The following is a 22808-nucleotide window of genomic DNA, read 5'->3' on the forward strand; positions in this document are numbered from 1 at the left end:
GGAGAGTTTAAAATGGAAAAGGGACAAAAGATTTCTATTGGCGAAAAATTGGCATTTGGTGCAGGCGATTGCGGCTGTAACTTTGTATGGAACGTTTTAGCATTGTTCATGACAATTTATTATACGGACAGTGTAATGATTAGTGCGGCAGCAGTCGGCGGGATTATGCTGGCATCAAGAATTTTTGACGGTATCAGTGATTTGGTAATGGGGGCTATTATCGATAAAACAAAAACAAGATGGGGTAAAGCCCGTCCTTGGCTTTTATGGATGGCTCCGTTTATGGCAATCGCTTTGGTTTTAACTTTCAGTGTACCGGATATCGGTGAAACGGGAAAAATCATTTATGCTTTCTGTACGTATTTCTTTTTAACTGTTGTAGTGTATACGGCAGCTAATTTACCATATAACGCTTTATTATCTTTTATTACTGATAGTCAGAAGGAACGTACGTCTTTAAGTTCAGTTCGTTTTTTCATGGTAAATTTATTGGTAATTGCACTTGCTTTTATAACTCCTCCGGCTGCTAAAGCTTTAGGCTGGTTCGGTATTACCAGTATTTACGGTATAATCGCTATGTGCTGTCTGCTTATAACATTCTTTTTCTGTAAAGAACGTGTTCAGCCGGTAGCAACGAAAGAAGAAAATATAGGTTTTTTAAAATCCTTATCTTATCTGGTAAAAAATAAGTATTTCATTTATTTAACAATAATCTTCGTAATGGATTACATTATGTTTGCTGTAAATAGCAGCAGCGGTATGTATTATGTAAAATATATTTTTCATGATGAAAATATGTTCGGTGTAATTACTTTATTCTGTAATATTCCACTTATGTTGTCTTGTCTGTTTTTCCAGGTTATTGCTAATAAATTCGGTAAATGGAATTGTATGATTGGCGGTTATGTTGTTATGATTATCGGCTTCGGTATTATAGCATTGTTCCCGGATAACTATTACTGTGCTCTTTTGGGTAATGTTATTGCAGGTATCGGTAGAGCACCGCATAATGCGGGTTTGTTTGCTCTTGTAGCGGATGTTGTTGATTACGGTGAATGGAAAACGAATAAACGTATTGAAGGCGTAACTTACAGTGTAACCAGCTTCGGTATGAAAGTCGGCGGCGGTGTCGGCGGAGCTATTGTTGGTATTGTACTGGCTATGGGTAATTATGATGGTTCAGCTTTAATTCAAAGTGCAAGTGCCATAACAGCTATAATGGCAATATATGTATATATTCCGATTTTAATATGTGTTTTAGGTGTAATATTGATGATGACGGCCAATATTGATAAGGTATATCCGCAGGTTATAAGAGAATTGGCTATTCGTCGTGCGAAAGAAAATTGATTGTTGTTTAACAATTTAAGGGGGTTTTAATATGGTTATAACGATAAGCCGTCAATATGGCAGTGGGGGTCGTGAACTGGCACAGAAAGTGGCTGAAAAATTAAATATAAAATTATATGATAGACAAATAATACATTTAGCGGCAGCTCAAATAGGTATTAATGATTTAAGTGAGGAAAATTTAAGAGAATTGGAAAATAATGTCAGTCCATTATCTTTAGGATTTATACCGTTTTTTAACTTTGGCAATCACAGCGGAGATTTAAATAATGAAGTTTTCATTAATGAAGCTAAAGCTATAAGACAGTTGGCCGATGACGGGGATTGTGTCATTTTAGGTCGTTGTGCCGATTTTATTTTGGCAGATTTACCAAATCATTATTCTTTTTTTGTCTGTGCAGATGATAATTACAGAACAAGACGCGGTTTGGAAGTGTACGATGGCAAAACTTTAAAAGAATTAAATGAAGAAGATAAAAAACGTGCGAATTACTATAAACATTATACTAATCAAAAATGGGGAGACCCTGAAAATCACGATATGATTATAAATACCAGCAAGATGACATTAGATGAAGCTGCAAATGTCATTGTGGAATATGTAAAAAATAAATAAGGAGTGAATAACAATGATGATAAAAAATCCTGTACTGAGAGGTTTTAATCCTGACCCTAGCATTTGTCGTGCGGGTGATGATTATTATATTGCTACTTCAACGTTTGAATGGTTTCCGGGAGTACAAATTCATCATTCTAAGGATTTGGTAAACTGGCATTTAGTAGCGCATCCATTAAATGCAGTAAAATATTTGGATATGAAGGGCAATCCGAATTCAGGCGGTATTTGGGCACCGGATTTATCGTATGCTGATGGTAAATTTTGGCTCATTTATACGGATGTAAAAGTTGTAGACGGTATGTGGAAAGATTGTAAAAATTATCTTACTACATGTGATACGGTTGATGGCGTGTGGAGCGACCCTGTTGAGCTTAATGGCTCCGGTTTCGATGCATCACTGTTTCACGATAGCGACGGCAGAAAATATCTTGTAAATATGTATTGGGACCACAGAGTGTATAATCATAATTTTTACGGTATTTGCTTGCAGGAATATTCTCCGGAACAGAAAAAATTAATCGGTAAACCGAAAATTATTTATAAAGGTACTGATATTAAATATACAGAAGGTCCGCATTTATATCATATAGACGGTATGTATTATCTATTTGTGGCAGAAGGCGGTACGACATATCAGCATGCAGAAACAGTGGCACGGTGTAAGACTATTGACGGTGAATATGAAACTGACCCTAATTATCCGCTGTTATCTGCATGGTTGGAACCGAAAAACAAATTACAAAAATGCGGTCATGCTTCTCTGGTGGAAACTCAAAATGGTGAATGGTATCTGGCGCATTTAACGGGTCGTCCTCTTGATTTTTCTAATCAGCCGATTAGAGAACGTGAACAGCATGCATACTGTCCGCTCGGACGTGAAACGGCTATTCAGAAAGTTGAATGGAAGAACGGATGGCCTGTTGTTGTCGGCGGCAGAGCGGGTCTTACGGAAGTTCAGGCACCTGATTTACCGGAACAGAAATGGGAACCTACTTGTCCAATTAAAGATGATTTTGATGGAGATACGCTGAATATTAATTTTCAGTCCTTACGTATTCCTCTTACAGAAAATATCGCCACATTAAAAGCAAGAAAAGGATTTTTGCGTTTATACGGAAAGGAATCACTGACATCAGTGTTTACACAGGCATTAGTAGCAAGAAGATGGCAGGCATTTAATTTCGATGCGGCAACAAGTGTGGAATTTGAACCAGAAACTTTCCAACAGATGGCAGGTATGGTATGCTATTATAATACGGAAAATTGGACAAATGTGCATATTACATGGAAAGAAAATGTCGGTAAAGTTATTGATATTATTTGTGCGGATAACGGTGTATTCACTATGCCGCTGGAAGGCAATGAAATTGTTATTCCTGAAAATATAAAAACAGTTCATTTTAAAGTTGAAGTAAGATACAATAAATATTATTACTTATATTCCTTTGATGGAGAAAACTTTACTAAAATACCGGTTGTATTTGACAGTTATAAATTATCCGATGATTATATCCGCGGCGGCGGTTTCTTTACAGGAGCATTTGTAGGTATAAACTGCGTAGATATAAGCGGAACAAATAAACCAGCTGACTTTGATTATTTTATGTATAAAGAGTTAGAATAAATATTTATAAAAAATTAGCTGATACTTTTTGTATCAGCTAATTTAAAATATTAAGCAACATATTCTACGATAGCAACCTCAGTCAGAATTTTTTTTAAGTCTTCTATGATTTCTTCTATTCTAGTTACAGTTTTTCCGCTGAAAGAAATTTCACCACATTGGCGGCATTTATGGCAGGGAACATTTTTTATAATAACAAAATGACCATCTAAATCGACCATGTAATTAGTAAAGCTGTTTTCTATAGTACCTTTACAGAAAAAACATGTTTCCATAAATCAACAGTCCTTTCTTTTCTTGAATTTATTATCCCATTTATCAGGGTCAGGTTCATAAGCTGTTATTAAATATAGTTTGGTGTCATTTATACCGACAACAACGTGTATTATACGACAGTTAATTGTTGTCCCTAATATTAAACAGCTGGGATAAGGAAAGTCATCGGGATATTCTTCAATAATTTCCCCGTTCATGATGACATTTTTTATTTCTTTATAAGAAATTTTTCGTTGATGAATTCGGAGTAAGCAGTGTTGGGTAATTTCTATGGTATTATCATTACATTTTCTTCGTATAGTAAAAATATCCAAAGCATAACCTCCTTTAAGTTCATTATAGCATATAAAAAAAGTTATTGTTATTAATATTTAATAGGGATTTATTTTCGCATAGTAAAAGGTTATTATGGTAATATATTTATAAAAGGAAACGAAATAAAAGTTTATAATATTATGGGGGAATTTTGTTGATGGTAACGATTAAGAAAATAGCTGATTTGTGCGGTGTATCACGCGGAACGGTAGACAGAGTCATCAATGACCGTGGCAATGTCAAACCAGAAACAAGAGAGTTGGTTTTAAATATGGCGAAACAACTTGGATATAAACCAAATCCAGCCGGTAAAGCGTTATCAGCTCGTAAAAAACATCCAGTAGTGGGCGTATTACTTTCATCAGAAGGTAATCCTTTTTTTGAAGATGTTATTAGAGGTATAAAATTAGCTGCGGAAAAATATGAAATTTACGGACTTAAAGTTATTTGGCGTAATATGCGAGGATATGATGTTTCTTCGCAATATGAAATCATGGAAGATTTAAAAGATAAGGTAAATGCTTTAATCATTAATCCAGTAAATGACCCTGTAATTATAAAAGAAATAGATGAATTTGTAGATACTGGAATTTTTGTAGTAACGGTGAATAACGATGTAGATAACTCAAAACGCCAATGTTATGTAGGCAGTGATTATATAAATGGTGGAGAAACAGCAGGGGCATTATTGCAAATGATTATACCGAGTGGAGCTAATATAGGCATAATCATGGGTTCATCAAAAGTATTAGGGCATAAACAGCGTCTAGCTGGATTTGAAAAGAATATAAGTAAAAATCCTAAATTTAAAATAGTAGATATTCAAGAAAATGATGATGATGATATTTCTTCGTATGATAAAACAAAAATTATGTTAGAAAAACATAAGGAAATAAATGCAGTCTTCATTGTAGCAGCTGGTGTATATGGTGCATGTAGAGCAGTATTATCGCTTGATAAACAGAATGATTTAACGATAATTGCTTTTGATACAGTGCCTACAACTATTGAGATGATGAAAAAACATGTGATAAAAGCTGTTATTTATCAACATCCATATAGACAAGGTCAACGAGCTATGCAGATTGTCTTCGAATATCTAGTAAATGGTATTAGTCCGGATAAAAGTAAACATATTATGAAAAATGAAATAAAAATTTTAGAAAATCTATGAGGTAAAAATGATGAAAAGTGTAAATGATGTTGAATTTAAACAATACGGTAGAGTTTTAGATGTCGATACTACTGAATTTGTAAATACAATGATGGCAAAAGAAGCTATTAAAGAAGGCGTTGTATATGAACCATCAGATGCAGATTTAGAAGCATTGCCTTTATTTAAACAGATGCAAGATGAAGTTTATGGTGGTTTAGAAGTAGAATTTGGTTTTTGCAGTGGATATAATGATAAATTAAATGCAGTGGAATATCATCGTTCTTCTGAAATTGATATTGCAGCTACTGATTTAGTTTTAATGCTTGGCCGTCAACAAGATATAGATTATACAAATAACACGTATGAAACAAAAAATATACAGTGCTTTTTCGTGCCAGCAGGTACAGCAGTAGAACTTTATGCTACAACACTTCATTATGCACCATGCAAAGAAAATAATGAAGAATTTCGCTGTGGTGTAGTATTGCCAAAAGGCACAAATTTACCACTTAAAGTAAAACCAGTTGAAAATAAAGGCGAAAATCAATTGCTTTTTGCAGCTAATAAATGGCTTATCGGCCACAGCGAAAGCGGCGTGGATAAAGACGGCGGCTTTATCGGTCTGGTCGGTGAAAATACTACTTTATAAATTTCTTTAGAATAAAGAAATTTAATTAAAGAAATTACCGTTTGGCATAATATATGTTAAAGATAAATATTTAATAATTTATTTCTATATTATGCCAGGCAATTTTTCTTTGCTGGCACAAAGAAAAGTTGTCGAAAAAGAAAATGCCTTGGTTCGTAGCCCATAAGAGATTTTCACTTTAAAAATAAAATTTATTAGCTGTAACGTTCAAAAACTCACTTATGCTCAAACATTTGAACTAAAGACACATCTAATAAATTTTATTTTTAATAGCTAAAGCTACCGTGAAAATCTCTAACATAGATGAAAGTTTCAGCATGAGTAGCGAATTATAGTGTCAACAGCTCAAATTGAGTTCCTGCTGGAAACAGAAGGCACGAGCCAAATTCCAAACGTTTCGAGCCGTTGTACTGAATATATTCATAGAAGAGTTGCGAAGGCTCGCCTAGTGCAGCGATAGCGAAACGTTAAAAGGTTTTTTCTTTTTGGTTCGTTTTTCTTTTGACCTTTCAAAAGAAAAATGAATGATGGGTAGTTTGATATATATTGTGCCGCACCGGCACTTTCGTAGAATAAAAAAATAATATAATAGATATTTGAAATATAACTATCAGTGAGTTATAATAAATCTATAATAGAATAAATGAAAAGCAAGTATTTATATAATTCTTTTACATTTGCCACATGTGCTGAAACCTCATCATTTATTGATAATGTGAATAAGGTTGCAATGTTCAAACGGCTAACTAAAACGCTATAGACGGCCAATCTTTGAGCGTTAAAGTAACAACAATGAGCAGTGCCGTGAATGCAATGATAACGGATAAGCTATTGTTTATAGCAATATCAAGTATCATAATGAATAATTCATCCAAACTCATGCTATCACCTCCCATCATATAAATGACAGGTAGTCAGCGAACGATATAAATACTTGCCTTTTTTATTATATGGATTTTCAGGCATTTTTCTTGCGGGAGAAAAATATATTGCCGCAGTAAAATATAAGCGCAACGACAGCGAGCAAAGATGCGCAGACGTAAACGGAGCGGAAGCCGTAGACAGGAACAATCATGCCGAGCAGATACGGACCGACACCGCTGCCGGCATCGAGCGACATGTATAATGTGGATGTTGCCAAACTGAAGCGGTTCGGTTTGACTTTTTGGACGGCGATAGCCTGACCGGCTGACGGAATGGAGCCGTAGCCTGTGCCGACGAGGACGGCGCCGAGCAGCAAAGTGAAAGAAGAGTCAGCCAGCGCAATAGCCATGAAGCCGGTTATCATGGCAAACAGTACGGGAAACATGACGACATGGTTGCCGTATCTATCCAACAAAATACCGAACAGCGGGCGAAAGACAAGGCACGCCAGAGAATACACGATAAAAAATATACTGCCGGCAAAAGCCAAGTCGATAACTTCGCTGTATGTACCAATGAAACTCATGATGGAAGCAAAGCCTATTGCGCCCAGAAAACCAATGAAGGAAATCGGCAGAGCCGTTGTTTCAATAAAAGTGCGCAGGCGCAGCGATTTGACTTCCACGCGCTGGCGAAAACCGGGCACGATAGCATGAACTTTAGTGGCAAGCGATACGATAACAATTGTTACGGCGATTATATCGCAGAAATACAGCGGATAGACGGGATTTATTTTCGGCAGGGTGATGCCGAGAAACGGTCCGATAGCCGATCCGAGCGTGATACTCAGGGTGAAATAGCCGATACCCTCGCCGCGTCTGCTTTTCGGTATGATAGAAGTTATTTCCGTAGCGATTACGGTCGACATCATGCCGTAAGCAGCGCCCTGCACGAAGCGCAAAACGAGCAGAAACATCATGTTCATGATAAAATGATAGCTCACGGTGCTCAATAGATACAGACAGGCGGAAAACAGCAGCATTTTCCTGCGTCCGACAAAATCGAGATAGCGGCCGGAGAACAGACGGGAAACGAGTGCGCCGAGTATGAATGTTCCGGAAGCAAGCCCCGCCTCACTGACGGAAGCATTGAACGATGAAATGGCAAATGAGGTTGTGTAAACCATAAGCATATAAAAGATGATGAACAAGAGAAAATTGTTTACAATATTGAGTATATAGTCTTTTGTCCATAAAGGTTCTTTAAATGACATGAATAACATCCTTTCGCAAAATATAGTGTCAAATTGAATATTAATTTTAACACTGTTTTTACAGATATACAAGAAATCGTCAGTAGATGTTTCTGGCAGGAGGATTGCAAAAATTTTAATCGAATTATAATAAATAAGCTATAACGGTTTTTATCTATTTATGATATAATAGCTCTAATGACTTAATGTTTTTTAGGAGGATATCTTATGAAAAAGCAATTTTTGGCAATTATCTGTTCTGCATTTTTCATGCTTGGAATAGGTTCAACTGCTTCTGCGGCAGAGGTTTATCAGCCAGCAGCTACATCTTCTGTAGCAACAATTAATTATCAGTACGTATTGGCTAATATCCCTGAAAGCAAAACTATTCAACAATCTATGGCAAAGCTTTCCGAAGAAGCACAAAAGGACTTTGAAAAATCTGTTAATGAAAAAATGAATCCGGAAGAAATTCAAAAAGTTCGTATTCGTGTTGCTACTGATTTAAGACAGAAACAGATTGATTTAGTAAAACCTGTACAAGAAAAAATCAATAATGCAATTCAGCAAGTTGCTCAACAGCATGGCTATACAGTAGTAGTTGGTTCTGACGTAGTATTATATACATCTGTTGATATTACTGATGAAGTTTTAAACGCTATTAAATAATTTATGCAAACAGTGCAGGTACTTTTGTACCTGCTTTTTTATTAAATGATAAGAAGGTGTTTTTATGGGTGAATTGAAATGGTGGCAGAAAACAATTGTGTATCAGATTTATCCTAAATCTTTTTGTGATAGTAATGATGACGGTATAGGTGATATCGCAGGTATTATCAGTAAATTAGATTACTTACATGATTTAGGCGTCGGTGCAATTTGGCTTTGCCCAATATATCCTTCTCCGCTTGTCGATAATGGATATGATATATCAGATTATTGTGCTATAGCTCCAGAATATGGAACTATGGAAGATATGGAAAAATTAATCAGTGAAGCTGATAAACGCAATATAAAAATCGTGATGGATTTGGTATTCAATCATACTTCAGATAAACATAAATGGTTTGAAGAAGCTAGAAGCTCAAAGGATAATCCAAAACGTGATTGGTATATTTGGCGTGATGGTAAAGATGATAAAAGTGCGCCAACGAATTGGCGTGGTATTTTTGGCGGTTCAGCTTGGACTTTAGATGAAACGACAGGGCAGTATTATTTGCATACTTTTACGCAAGCACAGCCTGATTTGAATTGGGAAAATCCAGAAGTACGCAAAGCTTTATATGATGTATGCCGTTTTTGGTTGGATAAAGGTATCAGTGGATTTAGAATAGATGCTATCGTTTATATAAAGAAACCAGCAGTATTTGAAGATTTGCCAGTAGATGGACCTGATGGTTTAGGGAATATAGCAAAAGCGGACGGTTGCCAAGATGGAATTTTAGACTTTTTGCATGAATGGAAAGATGAAATCTTTGCTAAATATCCAGATGTATTTACTGTAGCGGAAACGGATGGAGTAAAACCTGCGGATTATTCAAAATGGATTGGTGAAAATGGCGTTTTTGATATGTCTTTTGATTTTAGCCATATTCGTTTAGGTTTTGAAGATAGCTATATTTGGTATAAACGCAATCCATGGAAACTCATCGATATTAGAAAATGCTTTACAGCTGCACAAGAAGCTACAAAAGATAGTGGCTGGGTACCAGTATTTTTTGAAAATCACGATTTGCCGCGCTGTGTAAATTATTTCTTCCCTAAAGGAACTGATACGGATTTAGCTGCAAAATTTATCGGAACGATTTTGCTCACTATGCGTGGAACACCATTTATTTATCAGGCACAAGAGCTGGGCATGACGAATATAAAATGGCCTTCAATTAAGATGTACAATGATGTTTCTTCTATTGGTCAATATGAGTTGGCAATAAAAGAAGGTTTATCGCCAAAAGAAGCTATGCAAGGTGTATGGAAATACAGTAGAGATAATGCACGAAGTCCTATGACTTGGAATAATGGCTCACATGCTGGCTTTTCTAAAGGCAAACCATGGCTTCTACTCAATGATGAATACGGTAAAATCAATGTAGAAAGCGAATTGCAAGATGAAAATTCTGTACTCAACTATTATAAAGAATTAATTAAATTGCGCAATGAACATAAAGCTTTATATGATGGTGATTATGAAGAATTATTATCGTATAGCCCAGGGATATATGCTTATGCGCGCACTGCACAGGATAAATCAGAACGCATCATAGTAATCATGAATACTACTGCTAAAATTCGCGGTTATAAAGTGCCAGAAATAAAAGGTGCACAACTTTTGATTTCTAACTATGGCAATAGAGAAAAAACATTACTTCGTTCATATGAAATCCGTGTTTATAAAGTAAAACAACAATAAAAGTTAAAGCCTCTATTAGATTTAAAACTAATAGAGGCTTTTTTTATAAGTTTATAGCATTTATAACAGTATCGAGCATATGCTTTATATCTTCTGGTAAAGTATCAATAAAGCGTGTTGGAATAGCATCGTAACCATAGAAACAACCAGCTAATCCACCAGTGATAGCACCGATGGTATCGCTGTCGCCACCGTAATTTACAGCAGTGATGATAGCATCTTCGAAGTTATCTGTATTCATAAAAGCATGAAGCATAGTGACAATACTATCATAAGCTGAAGCTGTTGGTTGTACTTCTTCATTTTTATAATCGTAATACATCGTATTATCGAGCATAATATCCATATCTTTTTTAGTGATATCTTTATTTAATATACGGAAGATAAATTGACAGTATATACGACAAGCATTATCAGATTGAGTATTTACATGCGTCATGTTAGAGATATCAAGTGCTTTAGAAACTACTGTATTTTCATCTGTATAATAAAGAGCAGGATAAAGTGTATTTAAAATTGCTCCGTTGTCTACGCTGCCGCGATTGCTAAATACATCAACTTGTGCTGCTGATTCATGCCAGCGAGCTTTTGGTATAGTGTATTTACCATGTCCTTTAGACATTGTCTTATCAATACTGCGAAGCGTTGTATCGCTGATATCTTTTGGACGACTGATAGCCCAATTGATGAAGTTTTTGCCAATTTCCGGAAACGGATTTTCAGGCTGTTTCATAATTCCATAAGCTGTAGCAAGCATTAAAGCTGTTTCGTCTGTTCCTTCACCAGGCATGGTTTTGAGCCAACCTCCACCAATCATATCGCGAACGGTACCGAATTGAGCTTTAATTTGTTCTTGCGGCATAAATTCAAGTGGAGCACCGAGAGCATCGCCGATAGCAGCTCCATAAAGTGCACCTTTAATTCGATTTAATTTGTCCACAAAATTTCCTCCAATAAAAAATTACATAAATATATGATAAACTACTGGCACAAGAAGAGCAAGCAGCATATTACCTACACGAATATGTATTATATTATCGAATGTAAGATTTATACCGATGACAGTGATTAAAATATTGCCTATGTAGCAAATATCATTGATTAAAGCTTGAGTTAAATATGGAGCGATAAAGCTAGCACATAAGGTAATTAAACCTTGATAAATAAATAGTGGCAAGGCTGCTAGTAAAACACCAATACCCATAGTAGAGGCAAAAACCATGCAAATTACACCGTCTAATACTGCTTTTGTTAAAAGTAAACTGTAATCACCAGATAAACCATCTTGGAGTGCTCCGATAATAGCCATAGCACCAATACATATTACAAGCGTAACAGTTACAAAAGCATCTACAAATTTTGATTGTTCATTAGCATGAAATACTTTTCGGGCGAATTCACCGAGTCTTTCTAGTTTGGCTTCAATATTGATGATTTCACCGATTAGAGTACCTATTAATAAGGAAAAAATCATCAGCATTGTTCCAGTTGTTTCTAAATGACCATCTTTAAATACAAGCATTTGAGACAGTGTACCGCCTATGCCAATGAATAAAACAGCAATACCCATGGCTTGTAGCAAGGAATCTTGTAGCGATTTTTTTATACCTTTCTTTAAAAATAAACCGATTGCGCCACCGATAAGTACAGCGGCAGTATTGGCAATTGTACCTAAACCAATCACGAAAAACACTTCCTTGAAAAAATTTTATAAGAAATAAATATATATATTATATCATTTAATGATTATACAGCTTATAAAATATAATAAAAAACTTTTTCTTAGACATACTATATACAAAGTGACATATTATTTTTAATTATAAATAAATTAGAATATTGACAAAATACAAATGTAGTTATATAATAAACAAAAAGAACACAGAATAGTTTATACAAAGGCGTATGAATTAGTTTTTTCATACGTCTTTTTTATATAAGTAAATATTTTATATTGTATTTTTTTAATTTAAAGGAGGTAAATTATGCTAGAAGCGATTAATTCATTTGTAACTTCATTGAATGGCATTGTCTGGGGCTGGGGAATGATAATTTTATTGTTAGGCACTCATATTTTTATGACGCTTAGGACAAAAGGTATTCAAAGAAGATTAATTCAAGGTATTAAATTATCTGTTACAAAGGATAAAGAGGCTGAAGGTGAAGTAAGTCAGTTTGGTGCTTTGACAACAGCTTTAGCAGCAACTATCGGTACAGGTAATATCATCGGTGTAGGAACAGCCGTTGCCCTTGGTGGTCCGGGAGCTGTTTTTTGGTGTTGGCTTACTGGTGTGTTTGGCATTGCGACAAAATACAGTGAAACTTTGATTTCTGTAAAATATCGTGTAAAAACGAAAGATGGCAGAATGCAAGGTGGCGCAATGTATGCATTAGAACGTGGCTTAAATATGAAATGGCTTGGCGTTTTATTCGCTTTTTTTGGCGGATTTGCTTCTTTCGGTATAGGTTGTGCAACGCAGGTAAATGCAATTGCTACAGTTTGCAGTGAAAACTTAGGTATTCCAGCATGGGCAGTCGGTATTATCATCGCTATTTTAGTAGCACTTGTTATTTTTGGTGGTATAAAATCCATTGCTTATGTATGTGAACGTTTAGTTCCATTTATGGCTGCATTTTATGTATTAGGTTGTTTATTTATTTTAGTTTTAAATGCAGATTTTATCATTCCTGCAATTGAAACAATCGTTACATTAGCTTTTAATCCTGGTGCTGCTGCTGGTGGTCTTGTTGGTGGCGGTATTATGCAGGCTATGCATTTTGGGGTAGCACGTGGTTTATTCTCCAATGAATCTGGTATGGGTTCTGCTCCAATTGCAGCAGCTGCTGCTCAAACAAGAAATCCAGTTCGCCAAGCGATGGTTTCAATGACAGGTGTTTTCTGGGATACTGTTATCGTTTGTGCTATGACTGGTCTTGTATTAGTATCTAGTATCATGAAAAACCCTGCAATAGATATGGGGGCAATTCGTGATGGTGGTGTATTAACTACATTAGCTTTTAATCAAATTCCATATATTGGACCATTTATTCTCGTTATAGGTATTATCACATTTGCCTTCTCTACAATTTTAGGTTGGTCTTATTATGGTGAACGCTGCGTTGAATATTTTGCAGGTAGAAAAGTATTAACTGGCTATAAAGTACTTTATCTTTTAGTAGCTATTATTGCTCCAATCGTTTCTTTAAATCTTGTTTGGCTCATTGCAGATACGTTAAATGCGATGATGGCAATTCCAAACCTTATTGCAGTATTGTTATTATCGCCAGTGATTGTGGCTGAAACGAAAAAATATATTAATAATATTGATTTAAAAGATGAAGAAACTGTTCCGTATTTGGAAGATATTAGAAATAAAGAAACTGTAGCTAAAGAAGAATTAGCTAAATAAAGTAAATGCAAAAACCACTTGTTAAACATATTTGTTTAATAAGTGGTTTTTGTATTATATGTTATTTATTTATTAGTTATTTTTTCTTTTGACCATAATAAGCATTAGCACCGTGTTTACGGAGATAATGTTTGTCTAAAAGTTCTTGTTGCATTGGTGTTAAGCTAGGGTCAATAGTCATAGCATGATAAGCCATAAATGCTACTTCTTCGAGAACTACTGCTTTTTTTACAGCAGCAATAGGGTCTTTTTCCCAAGTGAATGGACCATGAGAGTATACAATTACACCAGGAACATCCATCATTTTAATGCCGCGTTCTTTGAATGTTTCAACGATGACATTACCAGTTTCAGCTTCATAAGAACCATGAATTTCTTCTGGAGTCATAGCACGTGTACAAGGAATGCCACCATAAAAATCATCAGCGTGTGTTGTACCAAGAGCTGGAATATCGCGGCGAGCTTGTGCCCAAGATGTTGCATAACGAGAATGTGTATGTACTACACCACCAATTTCAGGGCAAGCTTGATAAATTTTAATATGTGTATCAGTATCAGAAGATGGATTGTAATCGCCTTCAACTACTTTACCAGTGTTGATATCTACAACGACCATGTCTTCAGCTTTCATAGTATCATATTCCACACCAGATGGTTTTATAACCATTAAACCTTTTTCACGGTCAATACCAGAAACGTTACCCCAAGTAAATGTAACCATATGATATTTTGGTAACATTAAATTAGCTTCAAATACGACTTTTTTCAAATTTTCCAACATTTGGCATTCTCTCCTTTAAAGTACCGTATAATTAACATCTAATATTTATTATACATATTTTGCCAAAAATAACAATATGTCATACAAATTTTTGTGATATATTTTTGAAAAAAGTAAAAGGCTCAACTTCTTTATTTGAAGTTGAGCCTTTTATTATTGCTCTAATTTATGTTCAAGTTCTTGTATTTTCTTTTTATGATGTTCAATAGCAAATTTTAAGTGATTTTGAATTTCTTCATTATCGGCTGATTTTAAAGCTGTTTCTAGCTTGGCCAGACGATTTCTAATTTCTAGAAGTTCATTACTTAAAATGCTAGGTTCATTTAAACCAATGCCGTAAACGCTACGAATATCTTTAAGTACGATATCCGCATAACCCGGTTCAGAAGAAACATCTTCAAGATATTTGGCAAATTCATAGATGATTTCATATGAATTTTTGCCTTCATTTAGCCATTTGAGCAGTTCAATTTTTATATTTTGCTGTTTACCGTGGTCGGATTTTATCTTGTCATCTGTTGTTGTCATTGTTTATTATAGAGCAGTTTGAAGATATTCTTTAATAGCGTTGCCATCTTCCATTGTCATAACTGTGTCGAGTGCAGCTTTTGCTTGAGCAGAAGTTATGGAACGAATTTTTTCTTTTACGCGTGGAATGGAAGGAGCGCTCATAGAAAGTTCATTGATACCCATAGCCATTAAGATTGCTGCAGCGTTAGGGTCGCTTGCCATTTCACCGCACATACCAACCCAGATATTGTTTTTGCGAGCAGAATCAATAGTGAGTTTGATTAAACGAAGTACAGCAGGATTGAAATGGTTATAGAGATAACTTACGTTAGCATTTACGCGGTCAACGGCGAGTGTATACTGAACAAGGTCATTAGTACCGATACTGAAAAAGTCAAGATATTTAGCAAGTACCGGAGTCATAACAGCAGCTGCTGGAGTTTCAACCATGATACCGAGTTGAACATTATCGGAGAATGGTTTTTCTTGAGCAGCAAGTTCGGCTTTAGCTTGTTCTATAATTTCACGTACTTGTTTTACTTCTTCTACATTGATAACCATAGGAAGCATCATTGCAGCTTTACCGTAAACACCAGCACGTAGAATTGCCTTAACTTGTGGCATGAATACTTCACGACGATTTAAGCAAATACGAATTGCACGATAACCGAGGAATGGATTTTCTTCTTCCGGAATGTTTAAATATGGAAGTGGTTTATCGCCGCCGATATCCATAGTACGAATAACACATAAATTACCATTGCATTTTTCAATAGCTTCTTTATATGCTTTAAATTGAGTTTCTTCATCAGGAATAGTATCTCTACCCATGAATAAGAATTCAGAACGGAACAGACCTACGCCTTTTGCACCATATTTCATAGCTGCTTCAACATCGAGATGTGTACTGATATTAGCCATGAGGTCAACTTCGATACCATCTTTTGTTACTGTTGGCAATTTAGAAAGTTGTGCATAATGTTCTTTCAAACGTTTTTGTTCTTCTAATTTTACCTGATAAGAAGCGATTAATTCTTCAGTTGGGTTAACAAAAATTTCACCGGTTTCACCATTTAAAATAACTTGTGCACCGTCTGGAATTTGTTGGATTTTATCTCCGAGACCTGCAACAGTAGGAATTGCTCTTGCTTTAGCAATGATTACGGCATGACAAGTAGTACTGCCGTTACCTAAGATTACGCCAGCAATTTTTTCAGTTGGGATGTTAGCGATAACAGATGGTTCGATTTCGTCACCACATAAGATTACAGCTTCACCATCTACTGTTCTTTCAGCAAGACCTAAGATACGTCTTACAACACGTTTACCAACGTCGCGAATATCTACAGCACGTTCACGGAAATAAGTATCATCCATTTGTTCAAAAATAGATGCATTTTCTTCAGAAGCTTCTAAAACTGCTTTTGGAGCACTACCGCAAGTGCCGAGTTTTGTCAAAGCATTTTCTTCTAACATTGGGTCTTGTACCATCATGCGATGAGCTTCCATGATACCAGCTTGTTCGAGCATTCCTTTTTCACGCAATGTTTTGATATTGGATTGTAAAACTTCAGCAGCGTATGCTATAGCTTCTTTAATTTTTTCTGCTTCTTTTTCAGGAGCTTCTGGAGTGTAATTATCAATATAACTTTGTAAATCTTCATTAAGGGTCATTACTTTAGCGATAGAAATACCAGTAATAACACCTTTCCCTCTTAATTCGTACGGCAAAGTACAAATCCCCCTCTCTCTCTCAAAAAAACGTTAGAATTATTCTTCGCCGAATTTGCTTTTAATAAGACCTGTAAGAGCGTCTAAAGCTGCCTGAGCGTCTTCACCGTCAGCGCTGATTGTGAGTTCTGTTCCCTGAGTAAGACCAAGGCTCATGATCATAAGAATGCTTTTAGCGTCTACAGTTTTGCCTTTAGCAGAGATTTTGATTTTGGATTTGAATTTGTTTGCTTCCTGTACGAACATAGATGCAGGACGAGCATGAAGTCCAGTTTTGTTTTCAATAATAAGTGTTGTTTCCATAAGAATAAACCCCTCTCTTAATCTGTATAACATAATTAATTATAATATCGTTTGAAAATTATGTCTTTGTTAATTATAACCAAAAAATGCACAAATGACTAGTATCTTTTAGAAAAAAATAAGTAATTTTCTAAAAAAAAGTTAATTTAAAGTCATTTGTGCATGTATTAATAAATTTTATTAATGATTATATGATTGTTACGACAGTAAGACCATATAAATTGGTATAGTAATTATGGATAAAAGAGTTGTCGAAGATACGACGAGTGTAGCGTATTCTGGGTCTGTTTGATATAAACTAGATAAAACAACTGTTTGTACCATAGCAGGCAGTGAAGCCATAATTACAAAAACTTTGTACATCAATTCAGGCATTGGAAAAATATGCGCTAAAATGAACATACTGAGTGGGGCAATAATAAATCGACCAATACAAATACCACTAAGACTAAAATCAAAACGAAGTTTTTTAAGTCCCATAGAATGGAGTGTAACCCCTATAAAGATAAGAGCAAGTGGTGTTGTGAGATTACCCATATATTGAGCTGTATCTAAAAAGAATTTTGGTAGTGGAATATCGATTATTAAAATTACTAATGAAATTAAAAAGCCCAAGATTGGTGGGGAAAAAATTCGCTTTAAAGTAGACATAGTGAGAATTTTTCTGTAAGAGAAATTTGCCGAGTCTGATTGAATACTAGCATTGCCCAAAGTCCAGAAAAATGTCGTATTAGCGAAGAAGTATAAAAGTGTGTACGGTATAGCTTCTTCACCAAATAATGCCATGGTAACAGGTAAACCGACAAAGATTACATTAGAAGTCGTAAAACTAGACTGAAAGATACCACGACGACTTTTAGGTGCCATGAAATGTGCTGCAATAACACTTAAAACAAAGCAAATTGCAATTGAAATAAAAGGAACGATAGAGCCTTTTATTAAATGAAGCAATTGGTCATGGCTAAAGGTATGTGTGATATTATACACAAAGAACAAGGGTAATGATACATAGTTTATCAATTTAGGCAAAATAGACTTATTAGTGTCATTTATCCAACCGAGTTCAGCCAAGACACAGCCAATAAGTCCCATTAAGATTAAAGTTAATACACCACTTATAGCATGTAATAAAGTGTCCAAAGTATCATCTCCCGTGTTATTATGCAATTGTATATTAATTTAAATTCAATGATTAACTTAAGAATAATTCATGAAGGAAACCTAAAAAATTAAAGCCTTCAGAAATATCTTCTGTAGTTACCATATCAATGCTACCGATTACTGTTCCATGATACAGTAAATTCACTGTACCAACTTTACTACCAGCTTTTAATGGCGCATCGATATAAGATGGCAAATTCATTTCATAAGAAAAATCATCGCTGTTTTCATGCTTCATTACAGGATAAGTAAAGCTTTCAGCTGGAGCGACTGAAACTTTAGAAACATTTGCTCCATGAACATAAATTATATTGGTTAAATCTTCAGGATTTACAGTTTGTTGTGAAGCGATTTGTTTAAAACCAAAATCAAGTAAAGCTCTGCTTTCTGTAAATCTAGCTCTACTATCAGCTGTTTTTAAAACAACAGCGATTAATGCACTACCATTTTTTTCGGCAGCAGCGACGAGGCAACCACCAGCGGCATCAGTATAACCTGTTTTTATGCCTGTTATATCATCGTAATTCCATAAGAGGCGATTAGTACTACCATAAACATCTTTGCGAGTATTTGGTGTTATCCAACTGATTTCTTGTTCTTTAGTAGAAACTATTTTGCGGAATTTTGGATTTTTGTAACCATAGGCAGCAATTTTGGCTAAATCTCTAGCTGTTGTATAGTGATTTGGGTCTGTAAGACCGTGTGGATTATTAAAATGAGTATTTTCGGCACCGATGGATTTAGCTTTATCATTCATCATCTGAACAAAATTTTCCATAGAGCCTTGTCCAACGTAATAACCAACAGCAGTAGCACCATCATTACCGGAGGCTAGCATAGTTGCTTGAAGGAGTTCTGACATTTTTATTTGGTCGCCTTCATTGAGATAAATAGCAGAACCATCGACACCTACGGCACGATTATCAACGTTGACAATATCATCATCATTGGAATTTTCTAAGCCTAATATACAAGTCATCATTTTAGTTGTACTTGCTGGCATTAATTTTTTATCAGGGTTTTTTTCGTATAAAATACGGCCTGTTCTAGCATCAATTAAAATAGCAGCTTCTGCCGTCATATCATTTAAATTATCGGCAGTGACAGGAATATATGGTTTGTTTTCATCTACTGGCGGAGCGTCATCAACTATTGTATCAGTAGCTTGAGCTATAGGTGTAAATAGTTGAACAAAGATTACAAGAAATACTAAAAATAGTTTAATATGATGTAATTGTTTCATTGGCGTATCGGTCCTATTACAAAAAATGTACCGCGAGCTTTAGCGCATAATTTTTTTGCGGTATTGAAAACTTCACATTCAGCAACTATGGTGCTTTTTCCATTATGAATAATACATCCTTTTACAAGGGCAGTATCTTCCTGCGCAATGGATTTTATGATATTTATATTCATATCTATTGTTACAACTTTTTTACTCATGCTCAAACAAGCTGCTCCCATGGCCATATCACACAGGGACATGATAACGCCACCATGAGCAATGCCATAGACATTAGTATGTTCATGTTTTATTTTTAAGGCAACGGATACTTTGCCTTCATTTATAGAAATGATGTCAACGCCTAAATGATTAGTAAATGGGTTGTCATCATAAAAATGATTGATGTAATCACTGACGGATTTATCATCGTACGTTTTGTTCATATAATCATCCATTCTATTTTAAGATAAAAAATATTATAGATTAGTCTAAAATGCTTTTCAATAAGTTATAATGATTTTTTGACAAAATTTTAAGTAATAGTAGTTAAAAATTTTATGTTATTTTGTGTTATTATGGTAACGATATATTGTTTAGAGGTGAAAAACATGGCGTATAAAATCTACTTATTCGATTTTGATTATTGTGAGCCGCACACTTGTGATTTTAATCATGAGTTAGGCGAACAAAATAGTCAGCGTATATAGAAATATGTACGTAGAGATAGACTAAGATCTATCCAATACTGTTTGAATTGCTGGAAAGCCCTAAAGATATCTGAACTACAACGTAAACATGAAATAAAGTTAAACGTGAATGTGGCGAAAGCAGAAAAAATCAGATATATAGCATAAGGTTAAATCCTAAGTGTTGAAAAATGGACAATCAGCAGCGAAGCTCCGAATAGGAGAACGTTCAACGACTATTCCTCTTGAGGGAAGTACTCAGTAAGCTATTGACTGAGGAAGTGGACAGACTCTAACAGGTAAAGCTGAGGGATAAGATATAGTCTGTGCCGTTATGAAAGTAACGGAAGTTCATAAGAGAACTGTATAGAAAGTAGCGTTTCTATATGAACGAGACCTCATAATACGACTAAAGCAGAACCTACAGTTCTTGTATATGTTATTTAAAATAGGCAGTTAATATATAAACACTTGCTATATTGCTATACATATGTCATGATTATATTAGATGATAGTATGGAAGTAATACGTGGGATATATTTATTCATTAATTAGAAGAAAGCGTAAGTGTTTATTATGGAAAAAGCTTATAAATTTAGGATATACCCCAATAAAACACAAGAAAATTTACTTCAAAAAACTTTTGGTTGTGTACGTTTTATATATAATCACTTTTTAGATAGAAGAATTAAAGCATATGAACAAAATAAGAAAAATATAGGTTATAATGAATGCTCAAAAGAGCTTACTCAATTAAAAAAAGAAAAAAAGTGGCTTAAAGAACCAGATAAATCCTCTTTACAAAATGCTTTAAAGAATTTAGATACAGCTTATAAAAACTTTTTTAATAGACAAAAAGCAGGCTTTCCTAAATTTAAATCTAAAAAGAATCGGTATAAATCGTATAAAACAAATATGACAAATAACAACATTGTATTTTTAGGAAATAAAATAAAATTACCTAAAATAGGTAAGATAAAAATAAGAGATAAATATTGCCAAATAGAAGGTAGGATTTTAAGTGCGACAGTATCACAAACTCCTAGTGGAAAATATTACGTTGCACTATGTTGTACAGAACTGCCTCAACCTGAATTCATCAAAACGAATAAATATGTCGGTTTGGATTTAGGAATAAAGGATTTTGTCATAACCTCAGATGCAGTAAAATATAGCAATCCTAAATACTTGCAAAAATCATTGACTAGATTAGCTAAGCTTCAAAGAGAGCTTTCTCGAAAAACAAAAGGAAGTTCAAATTGGGAAAAGGCTAGAGTAAAAGTAGCTAAATTGCATGATAGAATTGCCAATCAAAGACGCAATTTACTACATCAAGTAACATGTCAACTTATTAGGAATTACGATATAATCTGTCTTGAAGATTTGCAGATTAAAAACATGATGAAAAATCATAAATTAGCAAGAAATATAGCTGATGTTAGTTGGTCAGAGTTTATGAGACAACTAACATATAAAGCCAAATGGTTTGGCAGGGTTATTGTCAAAATAGATAAATTTTATCCTTCAAGCCAATTATGTCATGTTTGTGGGTATAAAAATACTGAAGTAAAAAACTTAAATGTTAGAGAGTGGAACTGTCCTGAATGTAAAACACATCACGATAGAGATGTAAATGCAGCTATAAATATTAGAGATGAAGGATTAAGAATATTAAACATAGCTTAATCTTGAATAACATATACAAGAACCGTAGGAACTATGGGGATAGCTCGGAGATACTGTATTCGTTAGAATACTTGACCGAGAATTCTGCGACTTTAGTCGTGGGAGGTTCAGTATACACTGGCAAATTCGGAAGTTGGAATTGTAAAATGCTTTAAATTATTGATGCAACAAGAACATTATTCTATACCATCAGATGAGGAAATAAAAAGAACGATTGGTATGCCGATGATAGAGGCTATACGCGTTTTGTTCAAGGAAGATGATGAGGCATTGCTACATGAACTCAGAGATAAATACACTGTATTTGCTGATAAGTTCATGACAGAAAACACAAAGTTATATCCGCAGACGATACCTGCCTTAAAAAAAATAAAAGAAGCTGGCGCTAAAACGGCTATCATATCTAGTAAAACTCGTCGTCGCATTATGCAGACTTTAACGCGCGATAAAATTACCGATTTAGTGGAATTTGTCATCGGCAGTGAAGATGTTAAATCACATAAGCCTTCACCAGAGGGGATACTCATGGCAATCGAAAGATTTAAGGTTGCAAAATCAGATGTGCTTTATATTGGGGATAATGTAATTGATGGCGGTGCGGCACAAAATGCTGGTGTAGATTTTGCAGCTGTATTGACTGGAAATAATGTAAGAGAAGATTTCGTTAAAATGCCATACGTAAAAATTATGAATAGCTTAGATGAATTATTATGATAATGCATAAATTAAGTTAACATATTTACAATAGAATATAAATAAATTATAATAGTTATTATCAATAAAAAGCAAAGGTGCTGGAC

At 34.8% G+C, this 22808-nt stretch carries 23 protein-coding genes; 10 read left to right on the top strand and 13 right to left on the bottom strand.

What is annotated here, in order from left to right; all coding sequences use genetic code 11:
- Positions 1–12: 12 nt before the first annotated feature.
- Genes CKV65_RS10380 through CKV65_RS10390 form a run of 3 tightly spaced genes read left to right on the top strand, consistent with a single transcriptional unit; the run spans position 13 to position 3593 of the window.
- On the top strand, positions 13–1350 hold the full coding sequence (locus CKV65_RS10380; RefSeq protein ID WP_027890311.1) for an MFS transporter: 1338 nt from the start codon (positions 13–15) through the stop codon (positions 1348–1350).
- Positions 1351–1381: 31 nt separating this feature from the next.
- Positions 1382–1966 carry a cytidylate kinase-like family protein gene (locus tag CKV65_RS10385; protein ID WP_027890312.1) on the top strand — a complete coding sequence of 195 codons (585 nt, stop codon included), beginning with the start codon at positions 1382–1384 and terminating at the stop codon, positions 1964–1966.
- A 13-nt stretch (positions 1967–1979) separates the two neighbouring features.
- Complete coding sequence (locus tag CKV65_RS10390) at positions 1980–3593, top strand: glycoside hydrolase family 43 protein (protein ID WP_027890313.1); 1614 nt, start codon at positions 1980–1982, stop codon at positions 3591–3593.
- Positions 3594–3643: 50 nt separating this feature from the next.
- On the opposite strand, the gene CKV65_RS10395 is transcribed toward CKV65_RS10390, so the two are convergent.
- Positions 3644–3868 (bottom strand): type II toxin-antitoxin system MqsA family antitoxin, encoded by a 225-nt coding sequence (locus CKV65_RS10395; RefSeq protein WP_027890314.1) that lies wholly within the window; start codon positions 3866–3868, stop codon positions 3644–3646.
- A gap of 3 nt (positions 3869–3871) precedes the next feature.
- Complete coding sequence (locus CKV65_RS10400) at positions 3872–4183, bottom strand: DUF4258 domain-containing protein (RefSeq protein ID WP_027890315.1); 312 nt, start codon at positions 4181–4183, stop codon at positions 3872–3874.
- Positions 4184–4341: 158 nt separating this feature from the next.
- Here CKV65_RS10400 and CKV65_RS10405 point away from each other — a divergent pair, with 158 nt between their 5' ends.
- Together CKV65_RS10405 and CKV65_RS10410 are read left to right on the top strand one after the other, a co-directional pair.
- Positions 4342–5358, top strand: coding sequence for a LacI family DNA-binding transcriptional regulator (locus CKV65_RS10405; protein ID WP_027890316.1), 1017 nt, complete (start codon positions 4342–4344; stop codon positions 5356–5358).
- 10 nt (positions 5359–5368) lie between these two features.
- Complete coding sequence (locus CKV65_RS10410) at positions 5369–5989, top strand: DUF4867 family protein (protein ID WP_027890317.1); 621 nt, start codon at positions 5369–5371, stop codon at positions 5987–5989.
- Between the two features lie 746 nt (positions 5990–6735).
- Here CKV65_RS10410 and CKV65_RS11000 read toward each other — a convergent pair.
- Entirely contained in the window at positions 6736–6870 is a 135-nt protein-coding gene (locus CKV65_RS11000; protein WP_269457063.1) for a hypothetical protein, read from the bottom strand.
- A 77-nt stretch (positions 6871–6947) separates the two neighbouring features.
- Positions 6948–8126 carry an MFS transporter gene (locus CKV65_RS10415; RefSeq protein ID WP_036254772.1) on the bottom strand — a complete coding sequence of 393 codons (1179 nt, stop codon included), beginning with the start codon at positions 8124–8126 and terminating at the stop codon, positions 6948–6950.
- A 207-nt stretch (positions 8127–8333) separates the two neighbouring features.
- Between CKV65_RS10415 and CKV65_RS10420 the strand changes: the two genes are divergently transcribed.
- A complete protein-coding gene (locus CKV65_RS10420; protein WP_027890320.1) occupies positions 8334–8774 on the top strand; it encodes an OmpH/Skp family outer membrane protein in 441 nt (146 codons plus the stop codon).
- 64 nt (positions 8775–8838) lie between these two features.
- Positions 8839–10515, top strand: coding sequence for a glycoside hydrolase family 13 protein (locus CKV65_RS10425; protein ID WP_027890321.1), 1677 nt, complete (start codon positions 8839–8841; stop codon positions 10513–10515).
- 43 nt (positions 10516–10558) lie between these two features.
- Here the strand turns inward: CKV65_RS10425 and CKV65_RS10430 are convergent, their stop codons facing one another.
- Positions 10559–11455, bottom strand: a complete 897-nt coding sequence (locus CKV65_RS10430) for an ADP-ribosylglycohydrolase family protein (RefSeq protein WP_027890322.1) — start codon at positions 11453–11455, stop codon at positions 10559–10561.
- Between the two features lie 21 nt (positions 11456–11476).
- Positions 11477–12199, bottom strand: a complete 723-nt coding sequence (locus tag CKV65_RS10435) for a DUF554 domain-containing protein (RefSeq protein WP_027890323.1) — start codon at positions 12197–12199, stop codon at positions 11477–11479.
- Positions 12200–12500: 301 nt separating this feature from the next.
- On the opposite strand from CKV65_RS10435, the gene CKV65_RS10440 reads away from it, so the two are divergent.
- The gene (locus tag CKV65_RS10440; protein ID WP_027890324.1) at positions 12501–13925 is read left to right on the top strand and encodes an alanine/glycine:cation symporter family protein; all 1425 of its coding nucleotides are present in this window, start codon (positions 12501–12503) and stop codon (positions 13923–13925) included.
- A 76-nt stretch (positions 13926–14001) separates the two neighbouring features.
- Here CKV65_RS10440 and araD read toward each other — a convergent pair whose 3' ends face one another.
- The 7 genes from araD to CKV65_RS10475 all read right to left on the bottom strand — a co-directional run bounded on the left by araD (position 14002) and on the right by CKV65_RS10475 (position 20079).
- Positions 14002–14706, bottom strand: a complete 705-nt coding sequence (araD, locus tag CKV65_RS10445; RefSeq protein WP_027890325.1) for an L-ribulose-5-phosphate 4-epimerase — start codon at positions 14704–14706, stop codon at positions 14002–14004.
- Between the two features lie 153 nt (positions 14707–14859).
- Complete coding sequence (locus CKV65_RS10450; protein WP_027890326.1) at positions 14860–15234, bottom strand: hypothetical protein; 375 nt, start codon at positions 15232–15234, stop codon at positions 14860–14862.
- 6 nt (positions 15235–15240) lie between these two features.
- A complete protein-coding gene (gene ptsP / locus CKV65_RS10455; RefSeq protein WP_027890327.1) occupies positions 15241–16947 on the bottom strand; it encodes a phosphoenolpyruvate--protein phosphotransferase in 1707 nt (568 codons plus the stop codon).
- Positions 16948–16986: 39 nt separating this feature from the next.
- Positions 16987–17250: an HPr family phosphocarrier protein gene (locus tag CKV65_RS10460; RefSeq protein ID WP_027890328.1), complete on the bottom strand. Its 264-nt coding sequence runs from the start codon at positions 17248–17250 to the stop codon at positions 16987–16989.
- A 198-nt stretch (positions 17251–17448) separates the two neighbouring features.
- A complete protein-coding gene (locus CKV65_RS10465; protein ID WP_027890329.1) occupies positions 17449–18390 on the bottom strand; it encodes an AEC family transporter in 942 nt (313 codons plus the stop codon).
- 52 nt (positions 18391–18442) lie between these two features.
- Positions 18443–19654, bottom strand: coding sequence for a D-alanyl-D-alanine carboxypeptidase family protein (locus CKV65_RS10470; RefSeq protein WP_027890330.1), 1212 nt, complete (start codon positions 19652–19654; stop codon positions 18443–18445).
- Positions 19651–20079, bottom strand: a complete 429-nt coding sequence (locus CKV65_RS10475) for a PaaI family thioesterase (RefSeq protein WP_027890331.1) — start codon at positions 20077–20079, stop codon at positions 19651–19653. Before CKV65_RS10475 ends, CKV65_RS10470 begins: the two co-directional genes overlap by 4 nt.
- An 819-nt stretch (positions 20080–20898) precedes the next feature.
- On the opposite strand from CKV65_RS10475, the gene tnpB reads away from it, so the two are divergent.
- On the top strand, positions 20899–22008 hold the full coding sequence (tnpB, locus tag CKV65_RS10480) for an IS200/IS605 family element RNA-guided endonuclease TnpB (protein WP_095197727.1): 1110 nt from the start codon (positions 20899–20901) through the stop codon (positions 22006–22008).
- Between the two features lie 117 nt (positions 22009–22125).
- Positions 22126–22722, top strand: a complete 597-nt coding sequence (locus tag CKV65_RS10485) for an HAD family hydrolase (RefSeq protein WP_051177565.1) — start codon at positions 22126–22128, stop codon at positions 22720–22722.
- Positions 22723–22808 lie beyond the last annotated feature (86 nt).

This window comes from Megamonas hypermegale, from assembly GCF_900187035.1.
Lineage (GTDB): Bacteria > Bacillota > Negativicutes > Selenomonadales > Selenomonadaceae > Megamonas > Megamonas hypermegale.

Excerpts from the sequence above, each read along its gene's own strand:
- CKV65_RS10380 (WP_027890311.1), top strand. The coding sequence starts at position 13 with ATGGAAAAGGGACAAAAGATTTCTATTGGCGAAAAATTGGCATTTGGT.
- CKV65_RS10385 (WP_027890312.1), top strand. The coding sequence starts at position 1,382 with ATGGTTATAACGATAAGCCGTCAATATGGCAGTGGGGGTCGTGAACTG.
- CKV65_RS10390 (WP_027890313.1), top strand. The coding sequence starts at position 1,980 with ATGATGATAAAAAATCCTGTACTGAGAGGTTTTAATCCTGACCCTAGC.
- CKV65_RS10395 (WP_027890314.1), bottom strand. The coding sequence starts at position 3,868 with ATGGAAACATGTTTTTTCTGTAAAGGTACTATAGAAAACAGCTTTACT.
- CKV65_RS10405 (WP_027890316.1), top strand. The coding sequence starts at position 4,342 with ATGGTAACGATTAAGAAAATAGCTGATTTGTGCGGTGTATCACGCGGA.
- CKV65_RS10410 (WP_027890317.1), top strand. The coding sequence starts at position 5,369 with ATGAAAAGTGTAAATGATGTTGAATTTAAACAATACGGTAGAGTTTTA.
- CKV65_RS11000 (WP_269457063.1), bottom strand. The coding sequence starts at position 6,870 with ATGAGTTTGGATGAATTATTCATTATGATACTTGATATTGCTATAAAC.
- CKV65_RS10415 (WP_036254772.1), bottom strand. The coding sequence starts at position 8,126 with ATGTCATTTAAAGAACCTTTATGGACAAAAGACTATATACTCAATATT.
- CKV65_RS10420 (WP_027890320.1), top strand. The coding sequence starts at position 8,334 with ATGAAAAAGCAATTTTTGGCAATTATCTGTTCTGCATTTTTCATGCTT.
- CKV65_RS10425 (WP_027890321.1), top strand. The coding sequence starts at position 8,839 with ATGGGTGAATTGAAATGGTGGCAGAAAACAATTGTGTATCAGATTTAT.
- CKV65_RS10440 (WP_027890324.1), top strand. The coding sequence starts at position 12,501 with ATGCTAGAAGCGATTAATTCATTTGTAACTTCATTGAATGGCATTGTC.
- araD (WP_027890325.1), bottom strand. The coding sequence starts at position 14,706 with ATGTTGGAAAATTTGAAAAAAGTCGTATTTGAAGCTAATTTAATGTTA.
- CKV65_RS10450 (WP_027890326.1), bottom strand. The coding sequence starts at position 15,234 with ATGACAACAACAGATGACAAGATAAAATCCGACCACGGTAAACAGCAA.
- CKV65_RS10460 (WP_027890328.1), bottom strand. The coding sequence starts at position 17,250 with ATGGAAACAACACTTATTATTGAAAACAAAACTGGACTTCATGCTCGT.
- CKV65_RS10470 (WP_027890330.1), bottom strand. The coding sequence starts at position 19,654 with ATGAAACAATTACATCATATTAAACTATTTTTAGTATTTCTTGTAATC.
- CKV65_RS10475 (WP_027890331.1), bottom strand. The coding sequence starts at position 20,079 with ATGAACAAAACGTACGATGATAAATCCGTCAGTGATTACATCAATCAT.
- tnpB (WP_095197727.1), top strand. The coding sequence starts at position 20,899 with ATGGAAAAAGCTTATAAATTTAGGATATACCCCAATAAAACACAAGAA.